We start from the raw sequence: 24,948 nt of genomic DNA, 5'->3' as shown, positions 1-24,948 counted from the left end.
GCAGGTCGCCACACGCCTCCACCCCCCGTCGAGAACGACCTGAGGGTCGTTATCGGGCGCATAACGACCCTCAGGTCGTGTTCGGCGCTGGGACGGGGGCGGGGGCGGGGGCGGGGGCGGGGGCGGGGGCGAGGGCGGGGGCGGGGACGACGAAGGCCCGGAGCCCCTCGCGGGGTTCCGGGCCTTCGTGCGTGCTGACCGGACCGGCAGCGGCCGGTCAGCGAGACGTCACTTGGCGACGGCCTTCTTGAGCAGGCTGCCGGCGCTGATCTTCACGCCGAAGCCGGCCGGGATCGAGATCTCCTCGCCCGTACGGGGGTTGCGGCCCGTGCGGGCGGCACGCTCGACGCGCTCGACGGACAGGAGGCCCGTGACCTTGACGGCCTCGCCCTTGCCCAGCGACTCGATGAGCACCTCCTGGAAGGCGTTGAGAGCCTTCTCGGCGTCCGCCTTCGACAGGTCGGCCTTGCTGGCGATGGCCGAGACGAGCTCGGACTTGTTGAGCGACATGCGAATCCCTTCTTCGGTTCACGACGCGCGGTGGTCACCACCCGTCGTCACGGTCTCAGTGTGCCAGCCGCGAGGCCGCGCACCGGGGACAACACTAGGGAACACGCGGAGTTTCGCGCGACTTCTCGCGGCCTCCGGGCGTCGCGTGTCTGCGCTCAGCCCTCCTCGTGCTCGCGGTCGTGGCCCTCGTGGCCCTCCTCTGCGTGCTCGTCGTGGGCGCGCTCGCCCTCCTCGTGGGCGTGCTCGTGGTCGTCGTGCGCGCCGACCGTGGCCGGCTTCCCGGTGACCCCGTTGAGCTCGTTCGGCACGACGTCGAGGTCCGCGCTCTTCCACACCTCGCCGCCGACGTAGTCGACCGCGTGGATCGCGCGGCCGGCCGGGTCGGTGACGTACGCGATGCCGTCCTGGACGAGCAGCGCGGGCCGCGGCTCCTGCCACTCCTCGGGCTCCTCCCACGCGTCGACGACCGGGATGGACCGCACGACCGTGCCCGCCTCCGGGTCGATGACGTGCAGCGACCCGTCCGTGCCGAGCACGAGCGCCTCGCCCGCGTCGCCGCGGCCGAGCGAGCGGAACGTGTAGCTCGCGGGCAGGTCGACGAGGCGCAGGCTCGCGTCGCGCGTGTCGATGAGCGAGACGCGGGTCGGCCGCTCCAGCTCGGCGTCGGGGTCGGACTTGTAGTCGCCCAGGACGAACGGCGACTCCTCGCTCCCCGCCTGGTTGCCGATGCGCCCGTAGGCGTCCGGGGAGGCGACCTTGCTGATCGCGCCGGCGGCGACGACGACCGCACCGTCCTCGCAGCCGATGACGACCGCCTCGCCCGCGGCGACGGCCTCGCCGTGCACGCCGGGGCACTGGTCGCTCGCCGCGACCTCGTCGCCCGCGGCGTCGAGCAGGCGGACGCCCGTGCGCGCGTCCTCGGTGCCCTCCGAGACGACGAGCGAGCCGTCGGACAGCTCGACCGCGACGCCGTGGTGCGCCTCGGGGGTCGTCAGGGTGCGCGCGTCGTCGATGCCGTGCGGGTCGGCCACCGTGGCCGAGTCGAGCACGGTGATCTCGCCCGTGCCGTCGTCGAACAGCGCGGTGCGCCCCTCGTGCACGACGACGTGGCCCGGCTTCTCCGCCGCATAGGTCACGTCCGTGAGGACGGGGTCCGCGGTGTAGTAGTGGGCGTGGTCGCCGTGCGGCTCGGCCCAGGTGCCGGCGTCGAGCACCTGGAAGCCACCCGACGTCGAGACGAGCAGGTGGCGCCCGTCTCCCGCGGGGTTGAGGCGGTTGAAGCCGGCGAGCTCGAGGTCGTCGACGACCTCGAGCGTCGTCGCGTCGAGGACTTGGACGCCACCGTCGTACGTGATCGCGAGGCGCGGCGTGAGCGCGGCCGCCTCGCTGACGTCGGAGGTGGCCGACGGCGCGGGCTCGGCCGCGCCGCCCTGCTCGCCCTCGGAGCCCGCCCCCTGCGCGCACGCCGCGACGAGCGTGAGCGGGAGGGCGAGGCCGAGCGCGAGGGCGAGCGGGCGCCGTCGGGCCCGCGCCCCGGGAGGGGCGTCACCGGAGGGGGGACTCGCCCCGGCGGGATCGGCGTGGGCGTCGGTCGGGTCGGGTGCGGTGTGGTGCATGCGTGGTCGGCCGCCCGGGGGTCCGGGCGGCCGCTCCTCTCCGGTGGTGGTGGGTGCGCAGGTCAGCCCTGACGGGCCTTCCAGCGCGGGTTGGCCTTGTTGAGGACGAAGGTCTTGCCGTGGCGGCGCACGACCTTCGCCCCGGGCTTGTCCTTGAGCGAGCGGAGCGAGGCGCGGACCTTCATCGCGCGCCCCCGCCCTGCGCGCCGCCGCGGGCGCCGTAGCGCTGGCGGAACTTCTCGACCCGGCCGGCGGTGTCCACGACGCGCTGCGTGCCCGTGTAGAACGGGTGGCTCGCGCTCGAGATCTCGACGTCGACGACGGGATAGACGTTCCCGTCCGTCCAGGTCACGGTCTCGCGCGGGACGCCCGGACCCTGCGGGTGGTCGCCCGCGAGGGTCGAGCGGGTCAGGAACGAGAAGTCGGCGGACTTGTCGCGGTAGACGACGGGCCCGTAGACGGGGTGGATGTCCTTCTTCATGGTGGTCTCCTTGCTGGGCCGGTGACGGGCCGAGCTGCCGCGCCAGGCGGCGGCGGTCACCAGCTCGACTTCGTGACTCCGGGCAGCTCGCCGCGGTGCGCCTGCTGGCGCAGGCGGATGCGGGAGAGCCCGAACTTCCTCAGGTAGCCGCGCGGGCGGCCGTCGACGACGTCGCGGTTCCGCACGCGCGTGGCGCTGGCGTCGCGGGGCTGGCGCTGGAGCTCGCGCACCGCGGCCGCCGTCTCCTCGGGCGAGGACGACGGCGACGCGACGACGCGCTTGAGCTCGGCGCGGCGCTCGGCGTAGCGGGCGACGACGGCCGCCCGCTGCTCGTTGCGCGCGACCTTGGACCGCTTCGCCATCAGCGCTCCTCGCGGAAGTCGACGTGGCGGCGGACGACGGGGTCGAACTTGCGCAGGACCATGCGGTCAGGGTCGTTGCGGCGGTTCTTGCGGGTCACGTAGGTGAACCCGGTGCCGGCGGTGGACCGGAGCTTGATCACGGGACGGAGGTCGGTGCGGGTAGCCATCAGAGCTTCTCCCCTCGGGCGAGGATCCGCGCCACGACGGCGTCGATCCCCTGGCGGTCGATGGTCTTGATGCCCCGGGCGCTGACGCGCAGGGTCACGTGGCGACCCAGCGACGGCACCCAGTAGCGCTTCTTCTGGACGTTCGGGTCGAAGCGACGCTTGGTCCGCACGTGGGAGTGCGAGATCGCGTGGCCGAACCCGGGAGCGGTGCCGAGCACCTGGCAGACGGCGGACATGGCAGTTCCTCTCGGGGTCGGGTGAGGCGACGGGAGACGACACTAGATAGTGAGAATCATTCCCGTCAAGACGCTATGCTGACCCGCTGTCGAGAACAGTTCTCAGGAGCGGGTTGTTCCCGGTGCCGGCCGCGAGGTCGCGCGGGACGCCCCAGACCACGGATCGGAGCGCTTCATGCCCTTCTCGTCACCCTCCCCGTCGGGGGCCTCGCCCGACGACGCACCCTCCGGCGTCGGGGACGACCCGCGCGTCGCGCTGAGCGTCCTCGCGACGATCGACCCCGTGCTGCGCGACAGCGCGGTCTTCGGGCTCGTCGTCGGGGCGCCGCGCGTCGTCGCGCTCCGGCACGACATCCGGGCGGCCGAGGGTGCGCTGCGCCGGGTCGTCGTCGACGCGACCGGCGTGATCGAGGACGAGGTGGTGCCGCTGGAGCACGCGTGCCTGTCGTGCGCCGTGCGCGAGGACGCCGTGCCCACGCTGCGACGGCTCGCCGCCGACGGCCGGTGGGACCACGTGGTCCTCGCGCTGCCCGTCGCCGCCGAGTCGCTGCCCGTCGTCCGGGCGCTCGCCGCGCAGGCCACGCCCGGCAACGAGCTCGAGCGCCTCCGCCTCGCGACCGTGGTCGCCGTCGCGGACGTCGACACGCTCGAGCACGACCTGCTCGACGACGACCTCGTCGCCGAGCGCGGCGTCGGGCTCACCGACGACGACCAGCGGGCAGTCGGTGAGGTGCTGGCCGCCCAGCTCGAGCACGCCGACCTCGTCGTGACGACCGGGGACCTCGCGGCCGCGGCGACCGGCTCCGGGCTCGTCGACCGGCTCCGGGGCGTCGGCACCCGGCGCGTCGACGGACTCCACGCGCTCGCGGCCGACGACCTCGCCCGGCACACCCACGACCCCGCCGCCGCTGAGCGCCGCGCCCACCCGCTCGGCGTGCGGGGCCCGCTCCCCCGGCGCGTGACGCCCGACGGCGACCGGAGCTGGACGATCGAGCTGTGGTCGGCCCGGCCGTTCGACCCCGAGCGCCTGCTGCGCCGCATCGAGGACCTCGGCACGGGCCGGGTCCGGTCCCGCGGGGTGTTCCACGTCGCCAATCGCCCCGACTCGCTGTGCGCGTGGGACGGCGCGGGCGGTCAGCTCTGCATCGGCACGCTCGGCACGTGGGACGACGCGACCACCGCCGAAGGGCGGCCGGTCGAGCCGCACACGCGCGTCGTCATCGTCGGGGCCACGCCCGACGGCGAGGGTGACGGCGACGACGACGAGCGCGGCCGCCTGCTCGACGCGTTCCGCGACGTGCTCGCGACGCCGGACGAGCTCGCCGACGGCGGCCTGCGCTGGCTCGGCCGCACCGACGTCCTCGCGCCCTGGCTCGGCGCGCGCAGCGACGCGGTGTGACGACGGGCCCCCTCGTGCCCGCGGGAAGCGGCCGAGAGGTCGGCGGCAGAGCCCGCTCCCCCGCCCCGGTTCAGCGCCCTCCTGCCACGCGCAGCGTCTCTCCGGTGACGTACGACGCGTCGTCCGAGAGCAGGAAGGCCACGGCGGCGGCGACCTCCTCCGGCGAGCCCACGCGCCCCCACGGGTGCGTCGCCGCGGCGCGCCGTGCCCGGTCGGCGTCGCCGGCGTCCGCGTGGATACCGGTCTCGATCAGCCCGGGCGCCACCCCCACGACCCGGATCCCCTCCCCGAGGACCTCGTGCGCGAGTCCCTTCGTCAAGGCGTCGACGCCGGCCTTCGCCGCGGCGTAGTGCACGTACTCGCCGGGCGATCCGAGCGTCGCCGCCGCGGACGAGACGTTGAGGAGCACGCCGCCGCGCCCGCCCCGCGTGGTGCTCATCGCCCGCACGGCCGCGCGCGCCACGAGGACGGCGGCCGTGAGGTTGAGGTCGAGGACCCGGCGCACGACGTCGGTCGGCGTGTCCGCGAGCGCGCCGATATGGAGCGTCGCGCCGGCGTTGTTGACGACTCCCGTGAGCGCGCCGAGCTCCGCCGCCGCGGCGAAGGTCTCCTCGACGCCGCTGTCGGTGGTGAGGTCGGCGCGGACCACGGCGCACCGCACCCCGCGCGCGGCCACCATGGCGCGCGTCCCCGCGGCTGCGGCGTCGTCCCGGGCGTAGCCGAGCAGGAGGTCGTGCCCGGCGGCGGCGAGCCGGAGGGCCACGGCCGCCCCGATGCCACGGGTCCCGCCCGTGACGAGCGTCAGTCGAGAGGTCATGGCGTCACGCTACGACGCAGGACGACCGCCGTTCGACGAGCGAGGCGCCCGGACCCTCACCCGACGACGCGGCGGACCAGCTCGTCGACGCGACGGTCGTAGTTCTCGGCGGAGAACCTGCCCGCACGTTGCAGCGTCGCGACCCCGTGCATCGCTCCCCAGACGACCTCGGCAGCCGTCCCCACGTCCGACGGCGGCCGGTCGAGCGCGAGGAGCGCGTCGGCGATGGCATCGAACCCCTCGCGCATCGCACGCGGCGTCTCGTCCGAGGCGAACGCGGCACCGATCGGCAGGTGGAACATCGCCTCGTACGTCGCCGGGTGGCGCGCGGCGAAGTCGAGGTACGCCACGACCAGCGCGCGGACCCCGTCCTCGCCGCTCGCACCCTCGCCGGGCTGCGGCCGGGCCGCGGTGAGCGCTGCGGCGAGCTCTTCGAAGCCGAGCAGCGCCACGGCCGTGACGATCTGCGACCTGCCCTCCGGGAAGTGCCCGTAGAGGACCGGCTGGCTGTACCCGATCGCGTCCGCGAGCCGGCGCGTGGTGACGGCCTCCCACCCCTGCTCCTCGGCGAGCACCCGCGCCGCCGCGACGATCTGCGCCTCCCGCTCCTCGAGGAGCCGTGCCTTGCGCGCTGCTGCCGGTGTGCTCATGACTTGAGTCTAGCGTCGCTAGATTGTCTGTGCTAGTTTTCCTAGCGTTGATAGATTCCCTGGATCGAAGGAGCCGGACATGCAGTGGTTGCCGATCGTCGCCGTGGTCGTCCTGGGCGTGATGGTGGGGGTCGAGGTGTCGGTCGCGTTCGTCGTGAACCCGATCGTCGACCGGCTGCCGGGGAACGCCGGCCTGCTCGCCCGGGCCGACGGCGGGCGGATGCTCGGGCGGGCGATGCCGTTCTGGTACCTCGGGTCGCTCGCGCTCACCGCGGCGACGGCCCTCGTGCTGCCGGCCGGGGCGTGGGCGGCCTGGACGGCAGCCGTCCTCCTGGCACTGAGCGTCGTCCTGTCGGTCGCCGTGCTCGTGCCCATCAACAACCGCGGGAAGACGTGGACCCCCGAGACCGCACCCGCCGACTGGCGCGAGCAGGCCCACCGCTGGGACCGGTACCACCTCGTCCGCATCGCCCTGCTCGTCGCGGCGTTCACGCTGCTGGCTGTCGGGATCGCCGCCTGACGCCAGGGCCGGCAGGTCCCGCAGACAGAGGAACCGGTGGCGATCCGCCGCGAGAGCTCCCCCCAGCGAAGCTCTCGTCGCGGACCGCCACCGGTCCAGGTGTCGCCGCGTGACCCGTCGCGGCGACGTCCCCCACCAGTGCAAGAGGCGGTGGGCGCATGTTCGGGACGTTCACGAACAGTGATCTGGATCACAGTACGACGGGGACGGTCCCGACGCCCGCGCAGCGACCTCTCAGGTGGCCCGCAGCCGACGTCGGGCCGACCAGCCGCCCGCGACCCCGATCCCGACGGCTCCCACCACGACGGCCGCGACGAGGGGCGCCGTCGGCGTCGGGGACGCTCCCGCCGCGACGGGCGCGGGGGCGAGGGACGCCGCCGTCGCGACGAACGTCGGCGCAGGCCGAGCCCCCGACGGGTCGGTGTCCGTCCACGCGTACGACGCCCCCGACGGGCACTCCTGCACGGCGGGGAAGACGAACGCCTGCCCCACGTCGCCCGTGACCCGGACGTCGAGCGTGAAGGCCGCGCGCTCGCCGTCGGGCACGGGCTCGCCGGACCACGCCACCGCGTCGTCCGCCACGTCGGAGGTCCACCCGTCGGGCTGGCCCGCCGCGAGCGCCTCGACGCCCTCGGGAAGGGTGACGCGCAGCGCGTCGGTGGGCTCGCCGTCGCACCCGTGGTCGAACGTGAACGTGAGCGTCGACGTGCCGTCGCCGTGGGGCTCCACGGTCTCGATGAGCACGTGCGCGGCCGCCGGCCCGGCCGCCAGCACCGCCAGGGCACCGGCGGTGACCGCGACGGCGACGAGGCGGGACGCGCGCCGGGCGGCCCGGTGGTGACGGGTCATGAGGACACCTCCACGGGGATCTCGACGATCGGGTTCTCGTACTTGGACGTCCGGACGCTCACGTGCAGGGTCCAGTCGCCGGCCATCGGTAGGTCGAGCGTCGCCTCGTACGCGCCCGTCCCGGTCTGCGTGAGCGGCCGGGTAAAGGGCCCGAGCGCGGGGTCGGCGAGCGTCGTGGACAGCTCGGGCACGGCGACGGGCTCCAGGGGCTGCCCGTCGGCGTCGAGCAGCTCGATCTCGAGCGCGTTGACGCCGACCCGTCCGGGCGTGACCCGCGCGCGGAGCGTCCCGTCGCCGAGCGCCTCGACCGTCTCGACCGCCGGTGCCGTGGCCTCCTGGACGGACGGGTCCGTCGCCACGACCGGGCTGCGCGACACGAGCACGCCGGTCAGGGCGAGCACGAGCGCGAGCAGCACCGCCTCCGCGGTGACCGTCCGGCCGAGCCGACGGCGCGCGGTCGCCCCGGTCGTCCCACCCACCGGCCCGGCTCCTCGCCCACCGGGACCGCCGTCGGCCGCGACCGCCGGGACGAGCCGGTAGCGGTTCCAGGCCGCGACGCCGACGAGGCACAGCGCGACGCCGACCTTGACGAGCAGGGTCTGGCCGTAGGCCGTCGACACGAGCGCGTCGAGCGTCCCGAGGATGCGCCACCCCAGGACGGTCCCGGTGACGGCGAGCGCGAGGACGACCCACGCGCCCAGCGTGGAGAACCGCGCGACGGTGACCGCCGCCCGCCGCGCGTCGACGCGCGCGGAGGGCGCGAGCACGAGCGCCAGGCCGACGACGCCGCCGAGCCACACCGCCCCCGCCACGACGTGGAGCGCGTCCGCCGTGACGACGAGCCACGGCGGACCGAACGTGCGCGTGTGCCCCACGAGCACGAGCGAGGCCAGCGCCAGGGCCGCCGCGCCGAGCACGAGGCCGGCGGGCCACGCCGCCCGGGTCTCGCGCGCCGCGCGCGGCGCGAGCAGGGTCGCGACGACGAGCCCGGCGAGGCCGAGCGCCCCCGCGAGCGTGGAGTCGGTGGCGAGGCCCGCCGCCCAGGTCTCCGGGTCGACGAGCGCCCCCAGCCCGCCGCCTGCCTGCCAGGCCGGGGTGAGCGGGACCCCGAGGACGATCCCGGCCGCCGCGGCGACGAGCGCCCCGCGGCGCACGCGCTGCAGGCGCCGCCGCAGGACCGGCGCGGCCCCGGGCGACACGTGCAGCACGAGGAGCTCGAACCCGACGAGGCCCGCGACGAGGAACGTCCCCACGTAGACCGCGGCCTGGTCGAGCGCGCGCACGGCGACGAGCGCCGCCGTCGGCTCGGCCACCCGGGCCTCGACGGACGTCGCGCTCGGCGCGCCCACCGAGAACGTGAAGGCGCCCGCCACGGGGTGGGTGTCGAGGGACACCACCCGCCAGCTCACGACGTACGTGCCGTCGTCGAGGGTCGCGGCCGGGGTGACGACGAGCGCGTCGTCGACGGCGACGACGTCCACGTCGACGGGCGAGCCGTCGGCGGCGAGGACCGTCGTCCCGCCGGTCACGACCTGGACGGGCTCGTTGAAGGTGATGGTCAGCGCGTCGGGCGGCGCGTCGAGGACGGTGCCGTCCCGGGGGTCCGTGCCCACGAGGACGGCGTGGGCCGCGGCCGGGCCACTCGCGAGGATCGCGAGCAGGACCGCGGCCGCGGCACCGACGACGACGGCCACCACCCGGCGCAGCACCGAGGGGCGGCCCACGGTCAGGCCTTCGGCCGCGAGCGCACGAACCCGAGCGCCCCGAGCACGAGGCCCGCCGCCGCGAGGACGAGCGCCGTCCAGGTGAGCGCGGCGGGCGCGCCGTCGGACCCGTCGGCCGGCTCCGCGGACGCCGCACCGTCGGCTGCCGAGCCGTCCGACGCGGCGGCGTCGGCGTCGTCCGCGACGGTCTCGGCCGGGGCGTCGTGCCCGTCGCCCTCGGCGGCCGTCAGCTCGAACAGCGGCGCGGGCAGCTCGAGGTCGTGCCCGTCCTCGCCGTCGGCCGGGACCTGCACCCAGGCGCTCTCGCCCTCGGCGCACTCCTGGACGGTCGGGAAGACGAGCGTGTCCCCCGCCGCGTCGGGGAGCTTGAGCGAGAGCACGAGGGCGTCTCGGTAGCCGTCGGGCAGCGGGGTCTTCGCGGTGTACACGACCTCGGCGACGCGCTCGGTGTACTGGCCGCCGTGCCCGTCGTCGACCGGCTCGTCGAGGGCCGCCATGACCTTCTCGACGTCCCATCCGGGGTTGACGGTGGGCGTCACGGTGACGATCTGCTCGGGGACCTGGATGGAGACCTTCGTGGTCGGCGAGTCGCCGCAGCCGTGCGGGACGCCGAACGTGAGCAGCGCGTACGCGCCCGCGTCGGTCGTGTCAGGAGTGACAGTGACGTGGGCGGACGCGGCGCCCGCGCCGACGACGACGATCCCGGTGGTCAGGGCGGCGGCGCCGACGGCGCGCAGGGTCTTTCGCATGGTGGTGCCTTTCGGGGAGATGAGGACGGAGGGCCCCCGGCGCACGGGCGCACGACGGCACGCCCCGGGACGACCGGGCTTTCGGCCGGGCGAGAGTGCACGGGTCGCGCGGGCGCGCGGGAGCGGGACGCCGCGGAGGTGTCCGGTGAGGCGTCCGGGTGGGGTCAGGCGACGGCGGGTGGACCGCGCCCGGGCGCGGCACCGCGCACGAGCAGGTCGCGGACCGTCGGCAGCGCGCCGAGGGCGGGCGGCGCCGCGAGGACGACGACGGCGCGCGGGCGGCCGGGGACCCGGCGCCCGGCGAGCCATGTCCACAGGCGCCACAGGACGGCGTCGCCGTACCGCAGGACGAGCGCGACGGCGAGCGTCGCGACGGCGTGCGCGCCGAGCATCGTCAGGGGTGACCCGGCGTGCGCGTGCGCGGACGCGTCGGCCGGGGACAGCGCGGCGCAGCGGTCGAAGACGACGTGCAGCACGAGCTGGCCCGCGCCGAGCAGCCCGAGCAGCCGCGGCAGCCCGACCTGCCGCCGGGTGAGGGGCCGCACCGCGACGGCGGTGAGGACGGCGAGGACGCCCAGCGGGACGGCACCGGGGTCGGTGCCGCCGGCGAGCCCGTGCGCGACGACGGACAGCCCGACGACCGCGGCGGCGAGCAGCAGCACCCGCACGCCGCGGAGCACCCCTGCTCCGGGCGACGTCACGGACGCACCCTAGCGGCAGGAGGGGTGCGCGCGGCAGGGGCGGCCGCCGTCCTCGCCGGACCGGGGCGGACGGCGTGCACCGGCACGGTCAGCCCTCGGGGTCGTGCGGGGCGCCCTCGTCGGTCGCCTCGTCGGTCACGGTGCGGCGGCGGCGCACGACGAGCACGACGACGACCGCGGCGGCGACCACGAGCGCGCCGAGCCCCACGAGGATCGGCAGGGCCGAGGACCCGCCGTCCTCCGCGTCCGTGGCAGCGTCCGTCGTCCGGGGAGACGCGGACTCGGACGTCGACTCCTCCGCCGCGTCGGTCGTGGCGTCCTCGGTCGCGGTCTCCTCCGTCGTGGGCTCCTCGGACACCGGCGCCTCGGGCTGGGCCGCGACGGTGAACGCGAACGTGCCCTCGATGGGGTGGCCGTCGGACGAGACGACGCGCCACGCGACGGTGTACGTGTCGCCGCCGAGCGCGACCGCCGGGTCGAGCGCGAGCGTCGCGGTGCTGCCCTCGATCGTCGGCGCGCCCTGCGTGACGACCGTCCCGGCGGAGTCCGAGACCACGACCTGCGGCTCGACGGGGAGCGGCTCGGTGTTGAAGGTCAGCGTGATCGCCGTCGGGGGCGTCGCGAGCTGGGAGCCGTCGGCCGGGTCCGAGGTGAGCATGCGGTCGTGCGCGGACGCCGGCGCGGCGGTGAGCGTCGTGACGGCGGCGGTGAGGCCCAGGGCCAGCGCCGCGGCGGCGACGAGGGCGAGGAGGGCGGGCAGGGCCGACAGGGGTCGGCGCAGGGAGAGGGTCATGAGGGTTCTTCCGTCCGAGGCGCGGCGGTCGCCGCACGGTGGTGCCCCGTGGCCCGGTCGTCACCGGGTCGGCCTCGTCGGGGGCCGCGTCAGGACGCGGCGAGGGGGCGCAGCAGTGCTCCCGACGTGCCGGCCGCCGTCGGTGGTCCACGCGTCGGCGCACGGCGCGCCCGCCACAGGGACGCGATGCGCACCGTGCGGGCCCGCGGCGCACGCGGGCGGACGGCGGGCGGGACGGGGACGAGCGCCGGGAGGCCGGCGCGCGGCGTCACCCACGCGAGGAACCGCTCGAGCGCGCGCTCGCCGCGCGCGAGGACGAGCGCGAGCACGACGGTCGCCGCCGCGTGCGCGACGACCATCCAGAGGCCCGCGGTGCCCGACGTCGCGAGGTGCTCCGGGTGCACGAGGCTCGCCCCGCCGTCGACCGGCGCGCCGAAGGGCGCGGCGCAGACGACGTCGCCCACCGAGGCGACGTGCCCACCGTGCCCGGACGTGACCCCGACGGGGACGCACGACCCGACGGGCGCGAGCACGACGAGCGCCTGGTGCAGCGCGACCTGGGCGCCGCCGAGGAGCACGACGAGGCGGGCGGGCGTGAACCGCAGCCGAGCGGCCGCCGTCGTGCCGGCGAGCGTGAACGCGGCGAGCGCCGCGAGGACCAGCGGGTCCGGGAGGGCGCCCCCGGCGACGCGGTGCGCGAGCGCCGTCAGCGCGAGCACGAGGGTCGCCACGAGCGCGGCGCGGGCGACGCGCAGCGGACCGACGACCGGGGAGGGCACGACGGCCACCCTAGCGCGACGCGGCCGCGTCGTCGGGGCTGCCCGCCGCCCCCGCCGGCTCCGACGGCGCGGCGGGTGAGCGGTCCGCGTACCGGCCGATCAGAGGGCCGGTGGGCAGGAGCCGGTCGATCCCGACGATGACGAGGCCGAGGACGAGGAAGCCGGCCCCGTAGAGCACGACGTTGACGAGCAGGCCGGTCCACCCCAGCGCGTCGAGGTCGACGAACCCGTACGGGTACTCGCTGCCGGGGCTCACGAACCCGCGGATCGTCGTGAACGCGAAGTACGCGAGCGGGTACAGCAGCCAGCGCGCGGCGTCGAGACCGCGCAGACGCCGGTGGGCGTCGAGCAGGAGGAAGTCGACGAACACCAGGAGCGGCAGCAGCTCGTGCTCGATCTGCCCGTCGGTCAGCCCGAGGAACACGGCCGGGGCGTCGGGGTCCTCGGGCGCGAGCACGAGGTTGGCGACGAGACCGGTGATCGCGGCGAAGAGCGTCACGCCCCCCGTGAGCCACCCCGGCGGCTGCCGGCGGCGCAGGAGCGACGCGACGCCCGCCCATGCGAACACGACGGCGATGAGGAAGCCCGTCTGGTTCGTGAAGTAGATGAGCCCCTCGATGTCGCCGTCACGCCAGATGGCGCGCGTCCCGACGAGGGCGAGGACGACGAGGAACAGCCGGAACAGTCCGACGACGACGTGCATGCGAGCTCCTTCGCGCGCGGTGCGGTGGTGCGCTCAGGAGCCTAGTGCTCCCCGCCCACTCCGACGTACCGGGCGCCTCGTCCGCGCCGGGGACGCCGAAGGGCCGTGCGGTCGCACGGCCCTTCGGGACGTCGTCACCCGCCCGGCGCGCACGCCGGGCGGGCGGGAGGTCAGAGCGACTGGATGTTCGTCGCCTGCGGGCCCTTGGGGCCCTGGGTGACGTCGAACGAGACGCTCTGGTTCTCCTCGAGCGAGCGGTAGCCGCTCGAGCTGATCTCGCTGTAGTGGGCGAACACGTCGGCGGTGCCGTCGGAGGGGGCGATGAAGCCGAACCCCTTCTCCGCGTTGAACCACTTCACGGTGCCTGTAGCCATGATGACTTCCTTCGTTGGTGCGACCGGCCCACGAGCGCGGGTCCGGTTGTCGCGCCCCGCGGGGCGCCGACGATCGTGGAGGCGGGGCCCGCGAGGGCCCGCCGAGGGTTCACGCCGGGCGACGAGATGCCGCTTCGCGTGGTGGAGGTCGGCGACGACGCCCATCGGCCGCGTGAAGCGGTCGTGGACGTGGAAGCCGTCGGGGAGTCGGGTGACCAGCCCGGCGTACTCGCCGTCCGCCGTGGCGACCCACAGGTCGTCCTCGGCGCGGCGCAGCACGAGGTCTGGTCCGGTCGTGCCCGCGACCGACGATGCGGTCTCAGGGCGGTCAGAAAGGGAAGAAAGAATGTTCTCTGCTCTCGCTCCGCGCTCGGTGGGCGGAGATCTCGACGGCAGCGTCTGCTGCCTGGCGCGCACGGTCTTGCTTCGATGCCGAGGACCGAAGAGCGTCGCGGTCGTTCGACCGGCGACATGAGCGCGACCTCCAGGGTACACGAGTCCCCGCCGCCGCCCGGAAGACGGCCGCACGTGCTTGCCCGGGGCGATGATGGGGACCATGACGACCTCACCCGCTCCCGCCCACAGCTCCTCCCGCCCCGTCCCGCGGACCGCGCGCCGCAGCGTCGCCGTCGTGAACGGCTACGTCGTGCCCGTCGCCTCGGAGCCGATCGAGCACGGGACCGTCCTGATCGAGGACGGGATCATCACCGCGGTCGGGGCGGAGGTCGTCGTGCCCGACGGCGTTCCGACCCTCGACGCGCGGGGCCGCTGGGTGCTGCCCGGCTTCGTCGAGGCGCACGCGCACATGGGCGTCATGGAGGAGGCCGAGGGCTGGGCCGGCAACGACACCAACGAGATGACCGACCCGAACGGCGCGGCGCTGCGCGCGATCGACGCGATCAACGTCGAGGACGAGGGCTTCCGCGACGCGCTCGTGGGCGGCGTGACGAGCGCCGTCGTGAAGCCGGGCTCGGGCAACCCCATCGGCGGGCAGACCGTCGCGATCAAGACGTGGGGCGGCCGCACGGTCGACGAGCAGGTGATCCGCGAGGCGGTCTCCGTGAAGTCGGCGCTCGGCGAGAACCCCAAGCGCGTGTACGGGGACCAGAAGAAGACGCCGTCCACGCGCCTCGGCGTCGCGAAGGTGATCCGCGCGGCGTTCGTCGACGCGCAGAACTACGCGGCGAAGCGCGACGCCGCGGAGGCGAAGGGCGAGCCGTTCGACCGCGACCTCGCCAAGGAGGCCCTCGCGCGCGTCCTCGCGGGCGAGCTCTACTGGGACCAGCACACGCACCGCGCGGACGACATCGCGACCGCGCTGCGCCTCGCGGACGAGTTCGGCTACAAGCTGGTGGTGAACCACGGGACCGACGGCGCCGCGGTCGCGGACGTTCTCGCCGAGCGCGACGTGCCGGTCATCTTCGGCCCCCTGTTCACCTCGCGCTCCAAGATCGAGCTGCGCAACCGCGACATCGCGAACCTCGGGGCCCTGGCGCGCGCGGGCGTGCGAGTGGCGATCACGACCGACCACCCCGTCGTGCCCATCAACTTCCTCGTGCACCAGGCGTCGCTCGCGGTGAAGGAGGGCCTCGACCGCGAGACCGCGCTGCGGGCGCTCACCGTCAACCCGGCGGCGTTCCTCGGCCTCGACGACCGGGTCGGCGCGCTCGCCCCGGGTCTGGACGGCGACGTCGTCGTGTGGTCGGGCGACCCGCTGGACGTGACGTCGCGCGCCGAGCACGTGCTGATCACGGGCGCCGAGGTCTACGCGTGGGACGCGGAGGCGAACGACGGCCGCGGCGAGGGCCGCGTCGTCGAGCGCGGCGAGCGCTTCCGCCTCTGACCCGAGATCGACCGCTGCGGCACGAGATCGACCCGCTGAAGGTCGATCTCGGCCGTGCGGGTCGATCTCGCGGCGGACGGACCGGCGCGCGCTTCCCGTGGCGCGACCCGGCACGACGGCGGACCATCGAGTCATGCGCACCCTCGACTCCCTGCGTCCGCGCCGCGCCACCGGGCTGCTCGTCGGCCTCGTCGCCGTCGGCGGTGTCCTCGCGGCGTGCTCGGGGCCCGGTCCCGGGGAGAAGGACGTCACCTACGACTCCCTCGACGCGCTCCACGAGTCCGCGACGACCGCGGGCCTCACGTGCCTGTCGTTCGTCCCCGAGGACACCGGGACCCCCGACGCCGAGATGGGGGCGTGCGACGACACGACCCTGCTGGCCGTGTTCGCCGACTACGTGGACGAGGCCGAGTACTTCGCGCTCCTGCCCGAGACGCCCGCTGCGGAGGGCGAGGCCGCGCTCGTCGGGCCGAACTGGGTGATCGTCGGCGACACCGGCGACCTGCTCGAGACCCAGGCGGGGATCGGCGGGGACTTCGCGTCCGACCGCTGAGCGTCAGCGAGCGACCGCCGCGCACGCGACGCACGTCCGCGCCGTCGGACGCGCCTCCAGGCGGCCGTCCGGGATCGGCTGCCCGCACGCCTCGCAGACGCCGTAGGCGCCCGCGTCGAGGCGAGTGAGGGCGGCATCCACCTCCTCCACCCGCGCCGCCGCGTCGCGAGCGAGCGCGTCCACCTGGGCCCGTTCGAACGCGATGGTCGCGCCGTCGGGGTCGTGCTCGTCGTCCGCGTTCGAGTCGCGCGACGCCGCGACGATCCCCGCGACCTCGGCGCGCAGCGCCTGCAGCCGCGCGACGGCGTCGGCGCGCACGGCGAGCAGTCGCTCGCGCGCGGCGTCGTCGGGTCCGGGTGCTCGGCCTGTGCGTGGTGTCGTCATCTCGCTCTCTCAACACCAGGGAGGGGGTGAAACCGTCCCGGACGGGGAGTCCTCACCGGGCTGGGCGCATGACAGCGGCGGCCGACGGATGGAAGAGTGGAACCGCCCGGCTCCCCCCGGGCCCGCCGCGCGGTCTCGCCCCCGCGGCGCGCGACCGACGTCCGACGGCGAGACCACAGGGGGTCTGCATGAGCACCGTCGTCGTCTTCGAGGCCTTCGGCGGGCCGGAGACGCTGCGGGTCGACGACGAGCACGTCGGCGAGCCCGGACCCGGCCAGGTGCGCGTCGCGAACCGCGTCGTCGGCGTCAACCCCGCGGACCTCAAGCGGCTCGCCGGGGCGTTCGGCGGCCGCGTGCCCGGCGTGCTGGGGTTCGAGGCCGCGGGCGTGGTCGACGCCGTGGGTCCCGACGTCCCCGACCTCGCCCCCGGCGACGAGGTCGTCTGGCACGGGACCGGCGCGCAGCGCGAGCTCTCGCTCGTCCGCGCCGATCACGTGCGCCGCAAGCCCGCGTCCGTGCCGTACGAGCAGGCGGCCGTGCTGCCCGTCGCCGCGGCGACCGCGTTCTCCGCCCTCGTGCAGGCCGACGTCGGCGAGGGCGACGTGGTCCTGGTGCACGGCGCGAGCGGTGGCGTCGGGTCGGCGGCGGTGCAGATCGCGACCGCGCTCGGGGCACGCGTGGTCGGTACGGCGTCGCCCGCGAACCACGACTACCTGCGCGGGTTGGGCGCGACGCCGGTCGCGTACGGGCCGGGGCTCGTGGACGCCGTGCGCGCGCTGCCGGACGGCCTCGACGACGTGAGCGTCGTCGTCGACCTCGTGGGCTCCGCGGACACGGTCGCCGCGACCGTCGCCCTGCTGGGCGAGGACCTGGCCCCCGCCACGCCCGACGACCCACCGAGCGCGGTGACGATCGTCGGGTCCGACGTGTCGCGCGCCGCAGGCGTTGTCGACAAGGTCGACGCGAAGGGGGCCCTCGACGAGGTGCTCGCGCTCGCGGAGGACGGACGTCTCCGGGCCGAGGTCTCGGCCCGGTTCCCCCTGGCGGAGGCGGCCGAGGCCCTGCGGCTCGTCACCGACGGGCACGTCCGGGGCAAGGTCGTCCTCGACGTCCCCTGACCGGGACCTCCGTCCTGGAAGGTTGTGACGCTGGGCACAAGGTTGCCCCGAGAGCCGCGGAATCCCGCCGTTCCGGAGGCCACCGTCCGCGAATCTCCTTGCGTCCCGCGTGCGCGAGAGTGTGAAATCGTTAGCATGCGTAAGTTCCTTGCCGCTACCGCGGCGCTCTCCTGTGCCCTCCTGCTGGCGTCCTGCGCCTCGCCGACCGACCCGGCGAGCGACGATGCGGCAACCCCCGAGACCACGACCGCGACCGAGGCGACCCCCGAGGTGACACCCGCCGTCGTCGCCGTGACCACCACGTGCGGCATGTTCTACGGCGGCGAGTACTCCGCCGAGCGCCTCGTCACCGAGACGACGCCGCTGCTCGAGACGCCCGAGGACGAGACCGCCGCCGCCGCGATCTTCACCACCCGCGAGCGCCTCGCCGCGGTCCAGAACTTCGCGGACCCCGAGCTCCAGGAGAACCTCAACGAGATCAAGGCCCCGTTCGAGGCTGCCGTGCAGGGCGCGACGATCGACACGTCGACGCAGCAGGAGGCCCTCGACGCCTTCCGTGCGCAGTGCACCGAGGCCGGGTACGCCTTCGCGTCCTGACCCTCCCGCGCCGCGGTCCGGGCGGCCCGTCCCTCCCGAGGGGCGGGCCGTTCGCGCGTCCGGTCCCATGACCCGTGACGGATGACCCGGACTCCCGGCGCGGAGCGCGGCGACGGCGACCGTGGGAGCATCCGACCATGCCCGTGGTCGAGTCCTCGCTCGTGGTCCCCGTCGACACCGCGACGGCGTTCGCCGTCTCCCAGACGACCGGCGACGTCCGTCTGCGCTGGGACCCGTTCATCCGGCGGCAGCACTTCCTCGACGGCGCCACCGCACCCGCGAAGGGCGTGCGCACCTTCACCCGGCACCGCAGCGGGCTGTCCATGGTGAGCGAGTACGTCTCCTACAACCCGCCGACGAACGTCGGGATGCGCATGGTCCGTGGCTCGTGGTTCTTCGAGAACCTCGCGGGTGGGTGGCGGTTCGCCCCCGACCCGTCCGGCGGCACACGCGCGACGTGGCGCTACTCCTTCCGGTGCCGCCCCCGCTGGCTCGCCCCGCTCGCGGAGCGCGTCGGCTCGTGGGCGCTCGGGCGCGACGTCGACCGTCGGATCGCGGGCTTCGCGCGCGGGTGCGCCGACCCCGTCGTGCTCGCCGCGGTGCGCGAACCGACCGGGTAGACGGCGGAGCCAGCAGACGCAGGGCGAGCCAGGCGAGGCCCATGCCGACGAGGCCACCGACGGTGTTGGTGAGGACGTCGGTGACGTCGCCGGCCCCGATGCCGAGGACGTACTGGCAGGTGCAGTCCCGCCGCGACCGCTACCGGGAGAGCGCCGCCTGGGCGTCGACGCGCTCCAGCTTGCTCGGGTTGGCGACGGCGAACAGGTGCGTGATGCGCCCGTCCACCACGGTGACGGCGACCGCCGTCGCGAGCTCGCCGTCCAGCGCGATGCGCAGCCCCGGCGCGCCGTTGATCCACACCGGCGTCGCGGTGATCTCGCCGCGCGTCGTGCGCAGACCACCGACGAGGTACGCGGCGACGCGCTCGGCGCCCACGATCGGCTTGCGCGCCGCGCGAGCGAGGCCGCCGCCGTCGGCCACCGCGACGACGTCGGGCGCGAGGACGTCCAGGAGGCCCTGGAGGTCGCCCGTGAGGAGGGAGTCGAGGAACCGCTCGACCACCCGTTCCTGCTCGGTCCGGTCGACCCGGACGCGCGGGCGCCGCGCGGCGACGTGGCCCCGCGCACGGTGCGCGACCTGCCGCACGGCGGCCGGCGACTTGCCGACCGCCTCGGCGATCTCGTCGAACGGCACGTCGAACACCTCGCGCAGCACGAACACCGCGCGCTCCGTGGGGCCGAGCGTCTCGAGCACCGTGAGCATCGCCATGGAGACGCTCTCCGCCAGCTCGACGTCCTCGGCCACGTCGGGGCTCGTGAGGAGCGGCTCGGGCAGCCACTCGCCCACGTAGTCCTCCCGGCGCCGCGCCAGGGTCCGCAGCCGGTTGAGCGACTGGCGCGTGACGATCCGGACGAGGTAGGGGCGCGCGTCGCGCACCTGCGCGTGGTCGACGTCCGCCCACCGCAGCCACGTCTCCTGGACGACGTCCTCCGCGTCGGCGGCCGAGCCGAGGAGCTCGTACGCGACGGTGAAGAGCAGGCTGCGGTGGCGGACGAAGGGGTCGTCGCTCATGCGTCCGACCCTACGGCCGGCGCCGCCGCGACGGACCGGGGCGCGAGGGGCGGCAGGCCGCACGACGCCGCGAACTGCTCGGACCGGATGCCGAGCGCGACGTTCGACCGCGCCGTGGCGTTCATCAGGCCCACCCGGGCCGCGAGCTCGACGAGCCCGGACGGACCGAGGTCGTCGAGCAGCGCGGCCGACAGCTCGTCCGTCACCGCGGGCGGGGTCTGGCTCATCCCCTCCGCGTACTCCATGACCCGCCGCTCGACGGGCGTGAACAGCGCCGACTCGCGCCAGCGGGGCACCTCGCGGGCCTTCACCTCGTCCAGGCCCTCGTTGCGCGACCGGAAGTAGTGGAGGTCGAGGCAGAACTCGCAGCCGACCGTCGCGGCCGACGCCATCTGCGCGAACGTCGCCAGGTTCGGGTCCAGCCGGTCCCACTTCTCGGACTTCCGGCCCACGCCCATGAGGTCCTTGAAGACCGCGGCGTGGTGCCACAGCACGCCGATCGACTCCGGCACCTCGCCGAACATCGAGCGCGTCGCGCGCTTGACCAGGGAGCCGTAGAGCCCGGTGACCTCGGTGGGCGGCACTCGTGTCGTCATGTCTCCTCCTGCGTGTCTCGTGTCGTGCCCGTGTCGTGCCGACGGGGTGTCGGGCATGAGACACCGGCGGGGCCTCGCGTGTGACACCTCGGGCGGACCGGATCGCTCGAGGGCGGTGAGCCGGCGCACGGCACCCTGGGACGACGCCGCCCGGCACCCCGGTCGGACGCGGCCCGGCCGAGCGCGGCGTAGCGTGCGACGCATGGGCCCGCTCGACCGTCGCCGCCCCCGGGCGTTCCTCGCCGTGGTGCTCGCGGTGGTCTCGGTCGCCGGGTCGGTCGGCGCGACGCACGGGCAGCCGGGCGCGCGGCCCCTCGACCTCGCCGCCGTCACGCTGCTCCTCGTGTCGCCGCTCGCGCTCGTGCTCCTCGTTCCGCGCCCTGTCGTCGCCGTCGCGGTGTCCGTCGCGGCGGTCGGCGTCTTCCTCGTCGCCGGGTACGCGTGGGGACCGGCGCTCGCGGGGCCTGTCGGCGTGCTCGTGGGGGTGCTGCTCAGCGGACCCGCGGAGCGCGCGCGGCGCGTGGCGTGGGGCGGGGCGGTGCTCCTCGCGGGGACCGTCGTTGCGGCCGCGGCGCTGCGTCCCGACGCACCGCCGCGGGCGACGCTCCTCGGCGGGACGGCCTGGACCGTCGTCGTGCTGCTCGTCGCGGGCGCGATCCGCGACCGGTCCGCCCGCATCGCCGCCGCGCGCGAGGCCGAGCAGGTCGCGCGCGCCGAGCGCGAACGCACGGCCGTCGCGGACGAGCGCCTGCGCATCGCGCGCGAGGTCCACGACGTCCTCGCGCACTCGCTCTCTGCGATCACGGTGCAGGCGGGCGTCGGGCTCCACCTCCTCGACCGGGACCCGGAGCAGGCACGCAGCGCCCTCACCGCGATCCGTGCGACGAGCACGGAGGCCCTCGACGAGGTCCGAGCCGTGCTCGGTGTCGTCCGGGCGGAGTCGCGCACGGACGCGGTCGTGACGCACGACCTGGTCGTCGACGGCGCCCCGCTCGCCCCGACGTGGGACCTCGCCGCGCTCCCCCGGCTCGTGCGGCAGGCGGAGGGAGGCGGGCTCACCGTCGCGATCGCCGTGGACCCGGGGGCCGCCGGGCTGCCCGACCGGCTCGCCGGGGTCGTCTACCGCGTGGTGCAGGAGGCCCTGACGAACGTACGACGGCACGCGCACGGCGCGACGCACGTCGACGTCCGCGTGGACGCCGACAGCGGGACGCAGCGGGCCGACGGCACGCGGCCGGCCGACGCGGAGGCTCGCCAGGACCGGGGTCCGCGTCTCGTGACGGTGACCGTCACGGACGACGGGACGTCGGAGTCCTCGGACCCCAAGCCCGGCTACGGCCTGCGCGGCATGCGCGAGCGCGTGGAGAGCGTCGGCGGGTCGCTCACGGCGGGGCCGGTGCCTGGCCCGGCTCCGGGACCAGGACCAGGCGCCGGCACCGCTGGACGCGGCTTCCGCGTGCGGGCAGTCTTTCCCTGGCCGGGCACCACGCCCCGGCCGAGCACCACCGGGCGGTCCGACGAGGCTCCGCCCGGGCGCGAGGAGGCACCATGATCGACGTCGTGCTGGCCGACGACCAGGCACTCGTGCGCGGCGGCTTCCGTGCGCTCATCGACTCCGAGGACGACATGCGCGTCGTCGCCGAGGCCGCGACCGGGGACGACGCCGTCCGGCTCGCGCTGGAGCACCTGCCCGACGTCGTGCTCATGGACATCCGGATGCCCGGGCTCGACGGGCTCGAGGCGACCCGGCGGATCGTCGCCGACCGTGCGGCCGCGCACGTGCACGTCGTGGTCGTCACGACGTTCGAGCTCGACGAGTACGTGACCGACGCGATCCGCGGGGGCGCGAGCGGGTTCCTCGTCAAGGACACCGAGCCCGTCGACCTCGTCCGGGCGGTACGGGTCGCGGCGCGCGGCGACGCGCTGCTCTCCCCCACGGTGACCCGGCGCCTGCTGTCCCGGGTCGCGGACGCGACGCGCGCCGTCGGGCCGGTGCGCGGCGTCGACGAGCTCACGCCACGCGAGCGCGAGGTGCTCGTCGAGGTCGCGGGCGGGCTCTCGAACGACGAGATCGCGGGGACGCTCTACCTGTCGGAGTCGACGGTCAAGACGCACGTGTCGCGGGTCATGGCCAAGGTCGGTGCGCGCGACCGCGCGCAGCTCGTCGTCGCGGCCTACGAGTCCGGGATCGTGCGCCCGGGCTGGGCGGGCTGACCGTCACCCTGCCGTCGGTCCACGCGACGTCGTCCCGACCGGCACCACGGGACGAGCGAGCTCGGCACGCGCGGGTGACGACGCGGCGTCGGGCGACGGGAAGCCTGGAGGTGCGGCCGGATCGCGGCCGCCCTCGCCGACCGGCGGGGCGCACCGACACCGGAGGTCGTCATGCTCACCGCACTCACCGGGGCCGCCGTGGTCCCCACGGAGGCCGTCGCGCACGTCGCGCACGCCGGCTGGGGGCCCGGCCCGTGGTGGTTCGTCTTCCCGCTGCTGTGGTTCCTGCTGTTCGCGTCCGTGATCTTCCTGATCGCCCGCCGCGCGCGTCGCGGCTGGGGCCCGGGCGGCCCCGGCGCGTGGCGCACCGCCGGCCCCGACCCGGTCACGATCCTCGGCGAGAGGTACGCACGCGGCGAGATCGACGAGCAGGAGTACCGCTCCCGCCTCACGGTCCTGCGCGAGGATCGCCCCCAGCCCTGACGCCGAGAACGACATGGGTGCCGTTATCGCGTGGATAACGGCACCCAGGTCGTGTTCGACAGCGCGTGAGCGCGTGGTCGGCGTCAGGCGGGGGCGCCTACCGGCTCCTTCTCGCCCGACGGCGCGGACTCCCCGGTCTCGGACGTCGCCGCCTCGGTGGTCGTCTCGGACGACGCGTCGTCCTCGTCCACGAAGAGGTCCTCGGCCGTGGCGGCCTCGTACTGCTCGAGGTCGAGGATGCCCTCGCGCTTGGCCACGATCGTCGGGACGAGCGCCTGGCCCGCGACGTTCACCGCGGTGCGGCCCATGTCGAGGATCGGGTCGATCGCGAGGAGCAGTCCCACGCCCGCGAGCGGCAGGCCCACGGTCGAGAGCGTGAGGGTCAGCATGACGATCGCACCGGTGAGGCCCGCGGTCGCGGCGGAGCCGACGACGGACACGAAGGCGATGAGCAGGTAGTCGGTGATCGACAGGTCGATGCCGAAGATCTGCGCGACGAAGATCGCCGAGATGGCCGGGTAGATCGAGGCGCAACCGTCCATCTTGGTGGTCGCGGCCAGCGGCACGGCGAACGACGCGTACTCGCTCGGGACGCCGAGGTTGCGCTCCGTCACGCGCTGCGTCACGGGCAGCGTGCCGATCGAGGAGCGGGAGACGAACGCGAGCTGGATCGCGGGCCACGCGCCCTTGAAGTAGCTCGAGATCTTCAGGCCGTTGGTGCGCAGCAGGATCGGGTAGACGACGAACAGCACGACCGCGAGGCCGACGTAGATCGCGACGGCGAACCACGCGAGCGACGCGAGCGACGTCCAGCCGTACGCCGCGATGGCGTAGCCGATGAGGCCGGCGGTGCCGATCGGTGCGAGGCGGATGATCCACCACAGGACCTTCTGCACGATCGCGAGCGCGGAGCGGTTGAACGCGAGGAACGGGTCCGCCTTCTTGCCCGACTTGAGCGCCGCGATGCCGATGACCAGCGCGACGACGAGGATCTGCAGGACGTTGAAGTTCACCGACGTCTCGGCGGCACCCGTGAGCGCACCGTCGTCACCGGTCGTCAGGCGGGTCGACGCCCCGAGGCCCAGCACGTTGCCCGGGATGAGGCCGGTGAGGAAGTCGAGCCACGTGCCGGTGCGGCCGGCCTCGTAGGCGTCGTCGACGGACACCGAGGCGTTCTGGCCGGGGTTGAACAGCAGGCCCAGGCCGATGCCCACGGCCACGGAGATCGCGGCGGTGATGGCGAACCACAGCAGCGTCTGGCCGGCGAGGCGCGCGGCGTTGGTGACGGTGCGCAGGTTCGCGATCGACGCGACGATCGCGGTGAAGATGAGCGGCGGCACGACGGCCTTGAGCAGCGTGACGAACGACGAGCCGATCGTGTCGAGCGTCGTCGTCAGGCCGTTGGGGACCTCGCCGGCCGCGTCCTGCGGACCCATGGCGAGGGCGACCGCACCGAGGCCGACGCCGACCGCGAGGCCGAGCAGGATCTGGACGCTGAACGAGGGGAACCGGCGCTTCTTCTTCGCGGGCGCCGAGGCCGGGGCCTGGCTCGCCTGCTGCGGGTCGGCCTTCGAGACGGCCGACGAGGGGGTCGAGGACACAGGGGACCTTTCGGGGGGTGACGCGGGCGCACGAGCGCCCGCTCTCGGGAGAGGGGCTCGGGACGTCGTCGCGGGGCGCCGGCAGCAGCGCGGCCCAGGGCCATGGCGCAGGGCACAGAGTGACCTGGGGTCCTGACGGAGGGGGCGCGCCACGCGCGTCAGCGGCTCAGGTCGCGAGGCGACCCGTGATCCTGACGGGTGTGCGGAGGCGGAGTGGCGTCAGCGGCGACGGGGGGTCAGCGACACAGCGCGCTGGCGACTCGACGGAGGTCGACGTCGCGGCGCTGGGTGAGCTGCCAGGCAGGCACGCTGACGAACACGGAGGTTCTCCCGGAACGGTGGGTTCTCGCTGGAAAGCGGGCAGACGGACGCCCGCGGCAACCGATCATACCCGGTAGTCCCCAACGGCCCGACCGTGGAACCTATTCCCCGCCGTCCGTCCGCCGCGATTTCGCGACCACCGGCCGAGACAGCGATGCCCGGCACCTCCTTCTTCC

32 protein-coding genes are annotated in these 24,948 nt (G+C 75.1%); 10 read left to right on the top strand and 22 right to left on the bottom strand.

The window, feature by feature from the left end; all coding sequences use genetic code 11:
• Window positions 1–228: 228 nt before the first annotated feature.
• The 7 genes from AC6CH9_RS16475 to rpmB form a co-directional block, all read right to left on the bottom strand.
• The gene (locus AC6CH9_RS16475; protein ID WP_087470693.1) at window positions 229–510 is read right to left on the bottom strand and encodes an HU family DNA-binding protein; all 282 of its coding nucleotides are present in this window, start codon (window positions 508–510) and stop codon (window positions 229–231) included.
• 155 nt (window positions 511–665) lie between these two features.
• Window positions 666–2,126, bottom strand: coding sequence for a zinc metallochaperone AztD (aztD, locus tag AC6CH9_RS16470; protein WP_498155861.1), 1,461 nt, complete (start codon window positions 2,124–2,126; stop codon window positions 666–668).
• A 62-nt stretch (window positions 2,127–2,188) separates the two neighbouring features.
• A complete protein-coding gene (gene ykgO, locus AC6CH9_RS16465; protein ID WP_021483271.1) occupies window positions 2,189–2,311 on the bottom strand; it encodes a type B 50S ribosomal protein L36 in 123 nt (40 codons plus the stop codon).
• The gene (locus AC6CH9_RS16460; protein WP_141387513.1) at window positions 2,308–2,607 is read right to left on the bottom strand and encodes a type B 50S ribosomal protein L31; all 300 of its coding nucleotides are present in this window, start codon (window positions 2,605–2,607) and stop codon (window positions 2,308–2,310) included. The genes ykgO and AC6CH9_RS16460 overlap by 4 nt, the downstream gene beginning before the upstream one ends.
• A gap of 56 nt (window positions 2,608–2,663) precedes the next feature.
• Window positions 2,664–2,969, bottom strand: coding sequence for a 30S ribosomal protein S14 (rpsN, locus tag AC6CH9_RS16455; protein WP_498155860.1), 306 nt, complete (start codon window positions 2,967–2,969; stop codon window positions 2,664–2,666).
• A complete protein-coding gene (gene rpmG / locus AC6CH9_RS16450) occupies window positions 2,969–3,136 on the bottom strand; it encodes a 50S ribosomal protein L33 (protein WP_021483268.1) in 168 nt (55 codons plus the stop codon). Before rpmG ends, rpsN begins: the two co-directional genes overlap by 1 nt.
• Window positions 3,136–3,372 carry a 50S ribosomal protein L28 gene (gene rpmB, locus AC6CH9_RS16445; RefSeq protein ID WP_175008792.1) on the bottom strand — a complete coding sequence of 79 codons (237 nt, stop codon included), beginning with the start codon at window positions 3,370–3,372 and terminating at the stop codon, window positions 3,136–3,138. Before rpmB ends, rpmG begins: the two co-directional genes overlap by 1 nt.
• Window positions 3,373–3,547: 175 nt before the next feature.
• Here rpmB and AC6CH9_RS16440 point away from each other — a divergent pair, with 175 nt between their 5' ends.
• Complete coding sequence (locus AC6CH9_RS16440; RefSeq protein ID WP_498155859.1) at window positions 3,548–4,771, top strand: CobW family GTP-binding protein; 1,224 nt, start codon at window positions 3,548–3,550, stop codon at window positions 4,769–4,771.
• Window positions 4,772–4,841: 70 nt separating this feature from the next.
• On the opposite strand, the gene AC6CH9_RS16435 is transcribed toward AC6CH9_RS16440, so the two are convergent.
• Window positions 4,842–5,588: an SDR family oxidoreductase gene (locus AC6CH9_RS16435; protein ID WP_498155858.1), complete on the bottom strand. Its 747-nt coding sequence runs from the start codon at window positions 5,586–5,588 to the stop codon at window positions 4,842–4,844.
• A gap of 56 nt (window positions 5,589–5,644) precedes the next feature.
• Entirely contained in the window at window positions 5,645–6,238 is a 594-nt protein-coding gene (locus tag AC6CH9_RS16430; protein ID WP_498155857.1) for a TetR/AcrR family transcriptional regulator, read from the bottom strand.
• A gap of 79 nt (window positions 6,239–6,317) precedes the next feature.
• Between AC6CH9_RS16430 and AC6CH9_RS16425 the strand changes: the two genes are divergently transcribed.
• Window positions 6,318–6,758 carry an anthrone oxygenase family protein gene (locus tag AC6CH9_RS16425; protein ID WP_498155856.1) on the top strand — a complete coding sequence of 147 codons (441 nt, stop codon included), beginning with the start codon at window positions 6,318–6,320 and terminating at the stop codon, window positions 6,756–6,758.
• A gap of 234 nt (window positions 6,759–6,992) precedes the next feature.
• Here AC6CH9_RS16425 and AC6CH9_RS16420 read toward each other — a convergent pair whose 3' ends face one another.
• The 8 genes from AC6CH9_RS16420 to AC6CH9_RS16385 form a co-directional block, all read right to left on the bottom strand.
• Window positions 6,993–7,607, bottom strand: a complete 615-nt coding sequence (locus AC6CH9_RS16420; RefSeq protein WP_498155855.1) for a DUF1775 domain-containing protein — start codon at window positions 7,605–7,607, stop codon at window positions 6,993–6,995.
• A complete protein-coding gene (locus AC6CH9_RS16415; RefSeq protein WP_498155854.1) occupies window positions 7,604–9,331 on the bottom strand; it encodes a copper resistance CopC/CopD family protein in 1,728 nt (575 codons plus the stop codon). Before AC6CH9_RS16415 ends, AC6CH9_RS16420 begins: the two co-directional genes overlap by 4 nt.
• A 2-nt stretch (window positions 9,332–9,333) precedes the next feature.
• Window positions 9,334–10,080, bottom strand: coding sequence for a YcnI family copper-binding membrane protein (locus tag AC6CH9_RS16410; RefSeq protein WP_498155853.1), 747 nt, complete (start codon window positions 10,078–10,080; stop codon window positions 9,334–9,336).
• A 164-nt stretch (window positions 10,081–10,244) separates the two neighbouring features.
• On the bottom strand, window positions 10,245–10,781 hold the full coding sequence (locus AC6CH9_RS16405; protein ID WP_498155852.1) for a hypothetical protein: 537 nt from the start codon (window positions 10,779–10,781) through the stop codon (window positions 10,245–10,247).
• Window positions 10,782–10,869: 88 nt separating this feature from the next.
• Complete coding sequence (locus AC6CH9_RS16400; protein ID WP_498155851.1) at window positions 10,870–11,574, bottom strand: copper resistance CopC family protein; 705 nt, start codon at window positions 11,572–11,574, stop codon at window positions 10,870–10,872.
• A gap of 89 nt (window positions 11,575–11,663) precedes the next feature.
• Complete coding sequence (locus AC6CH9_RS16395) at window positions 11,664–12,353, bottom strand: hypothetical protein (RefSeq protein WP_498155850.1); 690 nt, start codon at window positions 12,351–12,353, stop codon at window positions 11,664–11,666.
• Window positions 12,354–12,363: 10 nt separating this feature from the next.
• A complete protein-coding gene (locus tag AC6CH9_RS16390) occupies window positions 12,364–13,056 on the bottom strand; it encodes a Pr6Pr family membrane protein (protein WP_498155849.1) in 693 nt (230 codons plus the stop codon).
• A 170-nt stretch (window positions 13,057–13,226) separates the two neighbouring features.
• On the bottom strand, window positions 13,227–13,430 hold the full coding sequence (locus tag AC6CH9_RS16385; RefSeq protein WP_237841265.1) for a cold-shock protein: 204 nt from the start codon (window positions 13,428–13,430) through the stop codon (window positions 13,227–13,229).
• 556 nt (window positions 13,431–13,986) lie between these two features.
• Here AC6CH9_RS16385 and AC6CH9_RS16380 point away from each other — a divergent pair.
• Both AC6CH9_RS16380 and AC6CH9_RS16375 read left to right on the top strand, forming a co-directional pair.
• A complete protein-coding gene (locus AC6CH9_RS16380; RefSeq protein WP_498155848.1) occupies window positions 13,987–15,273 on the top strand; it encodes an amidohydrolase in 1,287 nt (428 codons plus the stop codon).
• 133 nt (window positions 15,274–15,406) lie between these two features.
• A complete protein-coding gene (locus tag AC6CH9_RS16375; RefSeq protein WP_498155847.1) occupies window positions 15,407–15,826 on the top strand; it encodes a hypothetical protein in 420 nt (139 codons plus the stop codon).
• 3 nt (window positions 15,827–15,829) lie between these two features.
• Here AC6CH9_RS16375 and AC6CH9_RS16370 read toward each other — a convergent pair whose 3' ends face one another.
• The gene (locus AC6CH9_RS16370; protein WP_498155846.1) at window positions 15,830–16,210 is read right to left on the bottom strand and encodes a TraR/DksA family transcriptional regulator; all 381 of its coding nucleotides are present in this window, start codon (window positions 16,208–16,210) and stop codon (window positions 15,830–15,832) included.
• A 188-nt stretch (window positions 16,211–16,398) separates the two neighbouring features.
• On the opposite strand from AC6CH9_RS16370, the gene AC6CH9_RS16365 reads away from it, so the two are divergent.
• The 3 genes from AC6CH9_RS16365 (at window position 16,399) to AC6CH9_RS16355 (ending at window position 18,545) form a co-directional block, all read left to right on the top strand.
• The gene (locus AC6CH9_RS16365) at window positions 16,399–17,328 is read left to right on the top strand and encodes a quinone oxidoreductase family protein (RefSeq protein WP_498155845.1); all 930 of its coding nucleotides are present in this window, start codon (window positions 16,399–16,401) and stop codon (window positions 17,326–17,328) included.
• Window positions 17,329–17,463: 135 nt separating this feature from the next.
• Window positions 17,464–17,925, top strand: coding sequence for a hypothetical protein (locus tag AC6CH9_RS16360; RefSeq protein WP_498155844.1), 462 nt, complete (start codon window positions 17,464–17,466; stop codon window positions 17,923–17,925).
• Between the two features lie 137 nt (window positions 17,926–18,062).
• Window positions 18,063–18,545 (top strand): SRPBCC family protein, encoded by a 483-nt coding sequence (locus AC6CH9_RS16355; RefSeq protein WP_498155843.1) that lies wholly within the window; start codon window positions 18,063–18,065, stop codon window positions 18,543–18,545.
• A gap of 139 nt (window positions 18,546–18,684) precedes the next feature.
• Here the strand turns inward: AC6CH9_RS16355 and AC6CH9_RS16350 are convergent, their stop codons facing one another.
• Together AC6CH9_RS16350 and AC6CH9_RS16345 are read right to left on the bottom strand one after the other, a co-directional pair.
• Window positions 18,685–19,557 carry an RNA polymerase sigma-70 factor gene (locus tag AC6CH9_RS16350; protein ID WP_498155842.1) on the bottom strand — a complete coding sequence of 291 codons (873 nt, stop codon included), beginning with the start codon at window positions 19,555–19,557 and terminating at the stop codon, window positions 18,685–18,687.
• Window positions 19,554–20,153, bottom strand: a complete 600-nt coding sequence (locus tag AC6CH9_RS16345) for a carboxymuconolactone decarboxylase family protein (protein ID WP_498155841.1) — start codon at window positions 20,151–20,153, stop codon at window positions 19,554–19,556. Before AC6CH9_RS16345 ends, AC6CH9_RS16350 begins: the two co-directional genes overlap by 4 nt.
• 202 nt (window positions 20,154–20,355) lie before the next feature.
• Here AC6CH9_RS16345 and AC6CH9_RS16340 point away from each other — a divergent pair, with 202 nt between their 5' ends.
• The 3 genes from AC6CH9_RS16340 (at window position 20,356) to AC6CH9_RS16330 (ending at window position 22,850) form a co-directional block, all read left to right on the top strand.
• The gene (locus tag AC6CH9_RS16340; protein ID WP_498155840.1) at window positions 20,356–21,705 is read left to right on the top strand and encodes a sensor histidine kinase; all 1,350 of its coding nucleotides are present in this window, start codon (window positions 20,356–20,358) and stop codon (window positions 21,703–21,705) included.
• The gene (locus tag AC6CH9_RS16335) at window positions 21,702–22,367 is read left to right on the top strand and encodes a response regulator (protein ID WP_498155839.1); all 666 of its coding nucleotides are present in this window, start codon (window positions 21,702–21,704) and stop codon (window positions 22,365–22,367) included. The genes AC6CH9_RS16340 and AC6CH9_RS16335 overlap by 4 nt, the downstream gene beginning before the upstream one ends.
• Before the next feature lie 171 nt (window positions 22,368–22,538).
• Window positions 22,539–22,850 (top strand): SHOCT domain-containing protein, encoded by a 312-nt coding sequence (locus AC6CH9_RS16330; protein ID WP_498155838.1) that lies wholly within the window; start codon window positions 22,539–22,541, stop codon window positions 22,848–22,850.
• Between the two features lie 83 nt (window positions 22,851–22,933).
• Here the strand turns inward: AC6CH9_RS16330 and AC6CH9_RS16325 are convergent, their stop codons facing one another.
• Window positions 22,934–24,451 (bottom strand): dicarboxylate/amino acid:cation symporter, encoded by a 1,518-nt coding sequence (locus AC6CH9_RS16325; protein WP_498155837.1) that lies wholly within the window; start codon window positions 24,449–24,451, stop codon window positions 22,934–22,936.
• A 236-nt stretch (window positions 24,452–24,687) separates the two neighbouring features.
• Window positions 24,688–24,840, bottom strand: a complete 153-nt coding sequence (locus AC6CH9_RS16320; RefSeq protein WP_498155836.1) for a putative leader peptide — start codon at window positions 24,838–24,840, stop codon at window positions 24,688–24,690.
• Between the last annotated feature and the right edge of the window lie 108 nt (window positions 24,841–24,948).

The organism is Cellulosimicrobium sp. GQ32 (genome assembly GCF_059758455.1).
Note: the sequence above shows the minus strand (reverse complement) of the source record. Positions and strands in the feature narration are given on the sequence as shown.